Genomic DNA, 8325 nt, shown 5'->3' with positions numbered 1-8325 from the left:
ACCCTACTCGAGCAGACCGACATACTTCGGTTTCGACATCGAGCTTCACGGCACCGAGCCGATGAATGGCCCGACCACCTGAATATGTGGACCACTGCGCTGCGGTCGCTACAGTTGGACGGTGACCGATTCCGCGGAACCCGACCGATCGACTGAACGCGACTCGACGTTGTGCATCACCGCACCCGACAACGGCAGTCGGGTGAGATAAGTGTTTCCGAGATTGTTCCGAGGACTGTGCGACGACGCGGCCCTCCTCCAGCCCGGTGACACTCCGCTCGAGACCGCTGTCCAGCAGCATCTTTCGTACAGGGACGCAGCATTCTCGGACCTCGTCGGTCCGTTGATGATTCCTATTCCCCGTCTCGACGACCTCATCTATGTGACCGAACCAATATCGATATCGCTGATCGCGTCGGGTGGTCCCGCCACAGTCGAGGCCGCGCTCGATCGGATGTATGCGAAGTCGAACCTGACCGTCGCCACGATCGAAGTCGCACTGCCGAACGGGACCGACATCACCGCACTGGGTGCCGTCGACCCGGCCATCGACGTCTACGTCGAGATCCCGCGCGGACAACATCGAGCCGAGGTGTTCGACGCCGTGGACGAGCGTGGCTACCACGCCACGTTCCGTACCGGCGGCGTCACCGCGGACGCATATCCTGGCGAGCAGGAACTGGCCGCTGCCATCCACGAGGCTGCGCGACGTGAAATCTCCTTCAAGGCTGTCGCGGGACTTGACCACGCGATTCGAAATACCAACGCTGACACAGGGTTCGAACAGCACGGCTACCTCAACGTCCTACTGGCCGCGCAGGCTGCGCACAGCGGCGCCAAGGCCTCGGATCTGGCTACCATCCTCGCGTTGCGTGACCCCGAGGTGCTGGCCCAGCACGTTGCCGCGATCGAGACCGAACGCGCTTTCCTCTCGTTCGACACCGGCAACATACGACAGTTGCTGGACGATTTGATTTCGCTTGGCCTCTTACCCCCTATGTAGCAACGAACAAAGCCTCCGGTGTACACCACCGGCGAGCAGGTCGGCCGAATCGACTTGGCATTGCCCGCCGATGTGCCTTACAGCTTCGCGATGCTCCCCCAGTACGAGACAGAGCGGATCCTCGCGGAGCGACTTGCCGAGCTCGGAACCAGTGTCGAGCGCGGAGTCGGCATCGTGTCGGTCGAGCAGGACGCCGACGGAGTAACTGCCACCACGTCCGATTCCTCGATCGACCGCGTTCGGTACGTCATCGGCGAACGGCCTGAATGTGATGCAGTTCGGGTGCGGGCATGTAGTCCTCGGCGAATGGAGCTTGGCGCTAGAGCCGTCGACGCCGCGCACGGACTTCTCGACGTTTATCTGCTTGTGGCGAGCTACGTGACCTCTGTGCTGCCGGTCGTTGTCGATACTGCGAACGAAGTTCGCAGCGCATACGGTGTCACCGGTCCGACGGCGTTCGTCATCCGCCCCGACGGGTACCTCGGCCATCGTGGGCTCGATGGCGTGATCGAGAACCTGAAGAAGACGTTCGCACTATAGAGCCCTCCCACATGGAAATCGAGCCAAGGGACATCGGGTCAGTCGAGATCGTCGTGAAAAGCACTCGAAGAAGAACAATTCAGCGGTCGACTGCGCCTTTCGACACCCAGTAACAAATCCACTGGTGGCCGTATCAGTTCGACTCACATCGGCTGCGTCATAGAAACTTTCGTGTGCATTCAAGCATGCATGCACACGACTGGCTTTTATTTTCTTTTGGGCTACAGTTTATAGAACTGAATGGACCGAAGGAGTGAGTCTACCGTGAAAGCGGTCATGATGGAATTTAATTTTCGGGTATGCGCCTCACCCGAACGACTTCGACAATTTCTCGACCAGGGGGAAATCGCTATAGATGCGGCATGTCCGTTCCGCGTGCAGCGAGAACGGACCGTCGAAGAGGTGACGTCGCCTCTTCTGGCACGGCAATGGGACCGACTCAATGTCTCCGGGTTGTTTACTCCTCCGCAAGTGTGGGAGATCGGGTACGGCTTTTCCGACCCGACAGGTCGCCTGACCAGTGACAAACTCGAGGCGATCTCGAGAGATGTCACAGCCGATCTGCAGCGCTCCAGCGCCGACAACTTCAGCGAATCCGCCCCTTGGATACTGACGCTGGCGACCGATACCGACCGTGCCACACGCCAGACGATCATCAGCCGCTACAAAACTCTGGAGCTGGCCCGTTCGTCCTCCTGAGGCGCTGTGCGTGTCCCAGATGCGCCGTTAGTGTCGTTGTCTCGACTCTCCGCGGTACCCACAAATTCACCACAGCAACAAAGAGGTCGATATGACTCTCGTCGAGATACCGACACCACCGCTGTTCGATCGCCGAACGGATAGTTCGCGAGCGGGAACCACGACCAATGCACTTGTCATCGGACGGCCCATCCCGCTTCACCAAGACCTTCGCAGCGGGCTTGTCGATCAGGGCGTCGAGGTGGCGTTTCGTAATTCTGACCCGATCGGTGGCGACACCCCTGCCACGCTGTCAGCGCCGCAAGGTGAACCCGGCAGCTCGATGCCGACAGAAACCATCATTGTCACCACCGAGGTAGTGCCGACAAGAAACGGGATACTCTCCCGCTGGCGCGACCGCGCCGCGAAGTCCGAAGAGAACAACAGACTCGCCGCAGCAGCTGTCGATGCTTCGTCGGAGTACAGCACATGCCGACTCCTCGTCTTGTGCGATGCACGAGCCGTCTACCGAGCTGGGTTGGAGGTCCACAACGCGAGGCGACTGGCACAGCGGTTGAAGTACGAAATCGAGGTTGACGGAACGCCGGTCGTATCCACGTCGTACCTCGTCGTCGGCACTACTTCATCGTTGCGCGTGGCAATGGAGGCCATCGCACGGTGGTGTCGCCACGAGACTGCACCTATTCCATAGTGAACACGGGTGTGTCCCTGCACGGAAAGGGTGGCCTCACCGCCCGTTCGTCTCGATGCTGAAACGGCCGTGACTGGAGTTTTATTTTTTTCAAGCTACAGTCAGGGTAGACACGCGATGCGAAAGAAGGTGTGAACGCTGTGATTCCTACTGTTGTAGAGCTACGCGGTTGTTTATGCACCGCGCCGCCAGGACACTAGACTGTTCCACCTGCATTCGTCGACGCATGGAAAAAATACGTTGTACCGACAGCCGCAGTGCAGGTGTTTCAACACCACCATTGATCCAGCTTCCGATTCACTTTTCCTGGTAAAAGAACAGCGGCCTGTAGCAGCATCCAGTAATCCAGCTGGTCGGCAGTCGACTTTTTATCACCGAAAAGCAGCACCGAATCGGTACCGCAGTTTTTTATTACCCATCTGACGTGTCGAGCACTGCTCGCCGCGTCGATACCTGTATTTCCACGACCTCGGAATGGGACCACCGCCGAGTTTTAGTGCAAGGAGAAACTCCATGACGACCACTGAACTTATCGTGCCCGCAGGTGCCGCATCAGAAGAGGCCAGCGAGCTGTCCGCCTTGCACATCCGGCGTGCAGAAGTCGCCGCCGATGTGATCGAGTTCCGCAACATGGGCGATCTGGAGAACAACGATCCTTACCACCGCTCTCGCGAGGAATTGTCGAGTATCGACCGTCGCATCGCGGAGATCCAGGAGTTGGTGACCGCTGCCGCTGCGGTGACCGACGATGGCACCGTGCAACCGTTCTCGCTCGTCACCGTGATGTTCGATCACGACCGCGACGACGTCGAAACATTCGTCTTGACCGCGGCCACCGGGAACTCCGCGGACGAAATAGCGACGTGTTCACCGTTGTCACCGCTCGGCAGGGCACTGATGGGGTGCCGCGCGGGAGACGAGCGCACCTACGTCCTGCCCACAGGCGCCGAAAGCACCGTTACCGTTGTCTCGATTGCCGCGGGTCTCGAACGACGACTGCTGGAGTCTCGGACAGCCGAATAGTCTGCGCCGCACGCAATCCCTACGCACAAACGCCCCAGGCCTGATCGAAGAATCGCCAATGACGTCGAGTCTCCGATCGGATTGCCCCGTGCAGGTCACTGCACGGGGCAATTTCAGGGGTAGCTCAGATCACTCCGAGTGCGATCATGGCATCAGCGACTTTGACGAATCCGGCAATGTTCGCCCCGTGTACATAGTCCCCTGGCATCCCGTAGTCCTCGGCTGTCTCGACTACGCGGCCATGGATTCCGGTCATGATACGAGCCAGGCGGTCATCGGTGTATTCGAAGCTCCAGGAGTCTCGAGATGCGTTCTGCTGCATCTCGAGAGCCGATGTCGCGACTCCGCCTGCGTTGGCAGCCTTACCTGGGGCGAAGGCAACGCCCGCGTCGCGGAACACCTGCACCGCTTCCGGTGTCGTCGGCATGTTGGCGCCTTCGGCGACTACGACAACGCCGCCTTTGATGAGCGTGACGGCCGCGTCCTCGTCGAGTTCGTTCTGAGTTGCCGCCGGTATCGCGACATCGCACGCGACATCCCAGATCGAACCACCGGAAGTGAAGGTTGCATGTGTGGCGGTCTCGACGTACTCGCAGATGCGGGCCCGACGCGACTCTTTGATGTCCTTCAACAGCTCGAGGTCGATGCCCTTGGGATCGACAATGTAACCCGAGGAGTCGGAGCAGGCGACGACGACGCCACCGAGCTGATGAATTTTTTCGATTGCGTAGATCGCGACGTTGCCGGATCCGGAGACCACTACGGTTTTGCCGTCCAGCGAAGACTTGACAGTTTTGAGCATCTCGGCGACGAAATATGCTGCGCCGTAACCGGTTGCCTCCTTGCGAACCTGAGAGCCACCCCAGTTCAAACCTTTTCCGGTCAACACTCCGGATTCGTACGAGTTGGTCAACCGCTTGTACTGCCCGAACAGGTAGCCGATCTCTCGACCGCCGACACCGATATCACCGGCCGGAACGTCTGTGTATTCGCCGATGTGACGATGAAGTTCGGTCATGAACGACTGGCAGAATCGCATGACTTCTGCGTCGGAACGACCCTTCGGGTCGAAGTCCGATCCGCCTTTGCCACCGCCGATCGGCAGACCGGACAACGCGTTCTTGAAGATCTGTTCGAAACCTAGGAATTTCACAATCCCCAGATTCACGCTGGGGTGGAGCCGAAGACCGCCCTTGTACGGTCCGAGCACGCTGTTGTACTGAACGCGAAAACCTCGGTTGACCTGCACCGCACCCGTATCGTCTACCCAAGGAACTCGGAAGATGATCTGCCGTTCCGGTTCACACAAGCGCTCGACGAGTCCACTGTCCGCGTAATGGGGATAGCGTTCGAGGACAACACGCAACGATTCGAATACCTCTGCAGCAGCCTGATGAAATTCAGGTTCACCGGCGTTGCGCTGAAGAACTTGTTCATAGATCGCTGCCACCTGTTCACGCGCAGACACCGTATTCACCTACCTGTTTCGCAATTCGACGTCATCACGGCAGCAACTATGCGATGGTGCCGTAGGCAGTCGCGGTTTCGACAACGACTGCGCACCGGAGCTTACGGCAGTATGATGCTCGAGTATCACGACCCAACCCCTCGATCCGATACATACGCAGGTCAGGTATCATTTGGGACTCTTCCCGGACCCTTGCGCAGGTTGTTCGGTTCGGTATCCGACCGACGGGTCGTCGAAGATCGGCAATTCGATTGTCGGCCCCAGCCTCTGGAGTTCATCGCGGTGCATCGCGCTCAGTCGGACGAGTGTCATTTCACCGTCGCTGGTGAGCTCGACTCTGACCGTCCGGGCATCGGACGGATCAGCTGCCCGACGAACCAAGCCTTGCTTCTGCGCGCGATCGACCAGTTCGACCACACTGTGGTGACGCAACTGCAGTCGCTCTGCCAACTCCCGCATCGCAGCCCACTCACGCCCCGGAAAACCCTTCAGTGCCAGCATCAGCTGGTATTGCTGCGGAGTAAGTCCATGGGACCGCACGGTCTCCTCACTGAAGCGAAGGTAACGACGAACTCCAAATCTGAAGCGCGCCAACGATTCGAATTCCCGTTTTGTCAACGGCACCGGTTCCTGTGATTCGCCGGAAGACACAGCGGCAACCTCCCTGTTCGATGAGTTTCATCGGCGCAGTGCGAGAACGGCGAGACCGCGACTCGCCGTTCACCGCCTGCGACATGAGCGAGCGCTAGGCAACGCCCTCGCCGTTGTTCTCGATCCAAGCAATCGTCACGGGATCGTCACTGTCGAGGCGTTGCATCTCTTCGCGTCCGTCGCAGCTGCACAATGCCACCGTTGCCTTCGTGGCGGTGCGCGATACCAGCCGCCATGTGCCGCCGCAGTCGGTCCAACGAGTCAACGTCGCAATGACGTCACCCTCGACGTCACCGCCCACGTCACCGAGCGAGCTATGTAGTACGACCCGCCCCATCTCGAGACGGTAGGTCAACCCGACGACCGCCAGTGCACCGCGCTCTATTCGGTCGGCAATGAGCCTGCTTCGATCGGTGATCAGCTGCACGGTCTCCTCGACATGGCGCGCCTCGAATTCGTCGATTCGACTGAGTCCTGTTCGGCGTCCGGCGAGAATACTCGGCGTGACACGCTCGACGATGTCGCGGATGTAGCCGCCCGGCATCGCGACACCGTCCACAGCGTCGACGCTCGCTTTGACGCCGCCACAACTGTCGTGGCCGAGGACGGCGATGAGTGGCACATCGAGAATGTCGACCGCGTACTCGATCGAACCCAATACCGATGCGTCGACGACGTGCCCGGCGGTTCTGACGACGAACAGGTCTCCAAGGCCCTGGTCGAATATGATCTCTGCCGCCACACGTGAATCAGAGCACCCGAACACCACCGCCTTCGGGCGCTGGACGTCGACCAACCGAGTTCGGTCGTCGATTCCTTGGCGGGGATGCCGGCATTCGCCTGAGACGAAGCGCTCGTTTCCGGCGCGAAGTTCACTCCACGCCCGTGCTGGAGTCGGAGACAGTGCACTGATCGGGTCCATCGGAGCCCCTTCCTGGTGTCGGCCATAGTCGCCGAGACGGTCCGAGTGGAGGTCTCGAGACATACGAGCCCGGCAAGACCTCCGCTGCAACTATATCGTGACACGATATAGTTGATACGCGCGGCTCGAGGGCAACTGGTCCGACCCGACCGCAGTGAGGCCCGTTAGGCTATGGGCCATGGGATCCAAAGGGCCGGCAAGCCGAGGCCAGAAGCGAGCAGCAAAAACCAAGGCTCGGCAGAAACGGCAGAACTCTGCGGGCACTCAGCCCGCATCGATCCCCACTGATCTGCTCGACGATTTCGCCACCTGGCTCGAGCAAGGAGAGATGGCCGAACACGCCGAACGAGTAGCAGGACTCACCGGCACCACCCTCACTCAGATGGCCAAGGCCAACCCAGCCTTCTCCGTCACCGCCTGGACGCCGAGCGACGCGCACTACCTAGTCGATGCGGCCGAACGGGTAGAGGGTTCCGACCCCGACCACGGGCATGCTGCCGCGCTCAACATCGTCCTCTCCGTACTCGAGTTCCTGGCGTTCCTCGACGGGACCGACGCCTGGACGGGTTCGGAGGACGACTTCGCGCACTGCATGGAAGACCTCAACGACTTCGTGTACAACGATCCCGACGTGCTCGAACCCGATGACATCGAACTGCCCGAGGTCACCGCAGAGGAGGAGTCTGCAGTGCTGGCGATACTGCCCCTGATCTCAGGTGTCGATGCTCTCGTGGCACGCGTCGGTTCCTCGATCGCCCTCGCCGACATTCCCGACTTGTCGGCTGCACTGACGAACGCGGACGATGCGGCACACCATCAAGCCGCGGACCTCACCGAATTGGATTACTGGGCGGCAACCATCGCCTCGGAGGTACTCGAGGTCGATGGCAGCAACGTGGTGCCGGGCAAGAATGTGGTCGCCTTCGGATCGCGCTCGGTCGACACGCTTCGAGAGGTGCTGACACACCACATCCGTCATCAGCTCACCTCCGTCGAGGACGACGTATCGATGGCACTGTCCAACACATTCGCAATTCAGACGCTCCTCGCGGCAATGACGGATGACCTCCCCATCGACAATGCCGAAGAAGACTACGAGGGACTCGAGGGCGAGGATCTGCGTACAGCACAGCTGATCGACTATCGCGTCCGTTCCCTCCAAGACCAGGGAATTCTCGTTACCGCCGAAGATGCTCTCGCGGTACCGACTGCGCTGCGACCTGCAGTTCTACAAGGCATTCGCCTCGCGGAGCCCTTCGGTGAGCACGAACCGATGGAAGCGTCCTGATCAGCAGGTAACAAAGAGGGTCGTACATCCGACAAGGTCT

At 59.9% G+C, this 8325-nt stretch carries 8 protein-coding genes and 1 pseudogene; 6 read left to right on the top strand and 3 right to left on the bottom strand.

The features are described from left to right. Positions 1–211: 211 nt before the first annotated feature. The 5 genes from BJI47_RS10805 to BJI47_RS10785 all read left to right on the top strand — a co-directional run bounded on the left by BJI47_RS10805 (position 212) and on the right by BJI47_RS10785 (position 3956). Positions 212–1003 (top strand): hypothetical protein, encoded by a 792-nt coding sequence (locus BJI47_RS10805; RefSeq protein WP_254900514.1) that lies wholly within the window; start codon positions 212–214, stop codon positions 1001–1003. A gap of 18 nt (positions 1004–1021) precedes the next feature. Then, positions 1022–1543: an FAD-dependent monooxygenase gene (locus tag BJI47_RS10800; protein WP_088943722.1), complete on the top strand. Its 522-nt coding sequence runs from the start codon at positions 1022–1024 to the stop codon at positions 1541–1543. Positions 1544–1945: 402 nt separating this feature from the next. Continuing rightward, positions 1946–2242, top strand: a complete 297-nt coding sequence (locus BJI47_RS10795) for a hypothetical protein (RefSeq protein ID WP_125458710.1) — start codon at positions 1946–1948, stop codon at positions 2240–2242. A gap of 91 nt (positions 2243–2333) precedes the next feature. Then, a complete protein-coding gene (locus BJI47_RS10790; RefSeq protein WP_088943720.1) occupies positions 2334–2933 on the top strand; it encodes a hypothetical protein in 600 nt (199 codons plus the stop codon). A 513-nt stretch (positions 2934–3446) separates the two neighbouring features. Beyond that, complete coding sequence (locus tag BJI47_RS10785) at positions 3447–3956, top strand: GreA/GreB family elongation factor (RefSeq protein WP_176224798.1); 510 nt, start codon at positions 3447–3449, stop codon at positions 3954–3956. A gap of 124 nt (positions 3957–4080) precedes the next feature. On the opposite strand, the gene gdhA is transcribed toward BJI47_RS10785, so the two are convergent. The 3 genes and pseudogenes from gdhA to BJI47_RS10770 form a co-directional block, all read right to left on the bottom strand. After that, the gene (gene gdhA, locus BJI47_RS10780) at positions 4081–5424 is read right to left on the bottom strand and encodes an NADP-specific glutamate dehydrogenase (protein ID WP_088943718.1); all 1344 of its coding nucleotides are present in this window, start codon (positions 5422–5424) and stop codon (positions 4081–4083) included. 168 nt (positions 5425–5592) lie between these two features. After that, a complete protein-coding gene (locus BJI47_RS10775; RefSeq protein WP_254900513.1) occupies positions 5593–5964 on the bottom strand; it encodes a MarR family winged helix-turn-helix transcriptional regulator in 372 nt (123 codons plus the stop codon). A 406-nt stretch (positions 5965–6370) separates the two neighbouring features. Beyond that, positions 6371–6997, bottom strand: a pseudogene (locus BJI47_RS10770) (carbonic anhydrase); the annotation flags it as partial. 178 nt (positions 6998–7175) lie between these two features. Between BJI47_RS10770 and BJI47_RS10765 the strand changes: the two are divergent. Continuing rightward, positions 7176–8285, top strand: a complete 1110-nt coding sequence (locus tag BJI47_RS10765; RefSeq protein WP_254900512.1) for a hypothetical protein — start codon at positions 7176–7178, stop codon at positions 8283–8285. Positions 8286–8325: the final 40 nt, after the last annotated feature.

This window comes from Rhodococcus sp. 1168, assembly GCF_002091955.1.
Classification (GTDB): domain Bacteria; phylum Actinomycetota; class Actinomycetes; order Mycobacteriales; family Mycobacteriaceae; genus Rhodococcoides.
The sequence above is the reverse complement of the archived record's forward strand: the minus strand, read 5'-3'. Positions and strand labels throughout refer to the sequence as shown.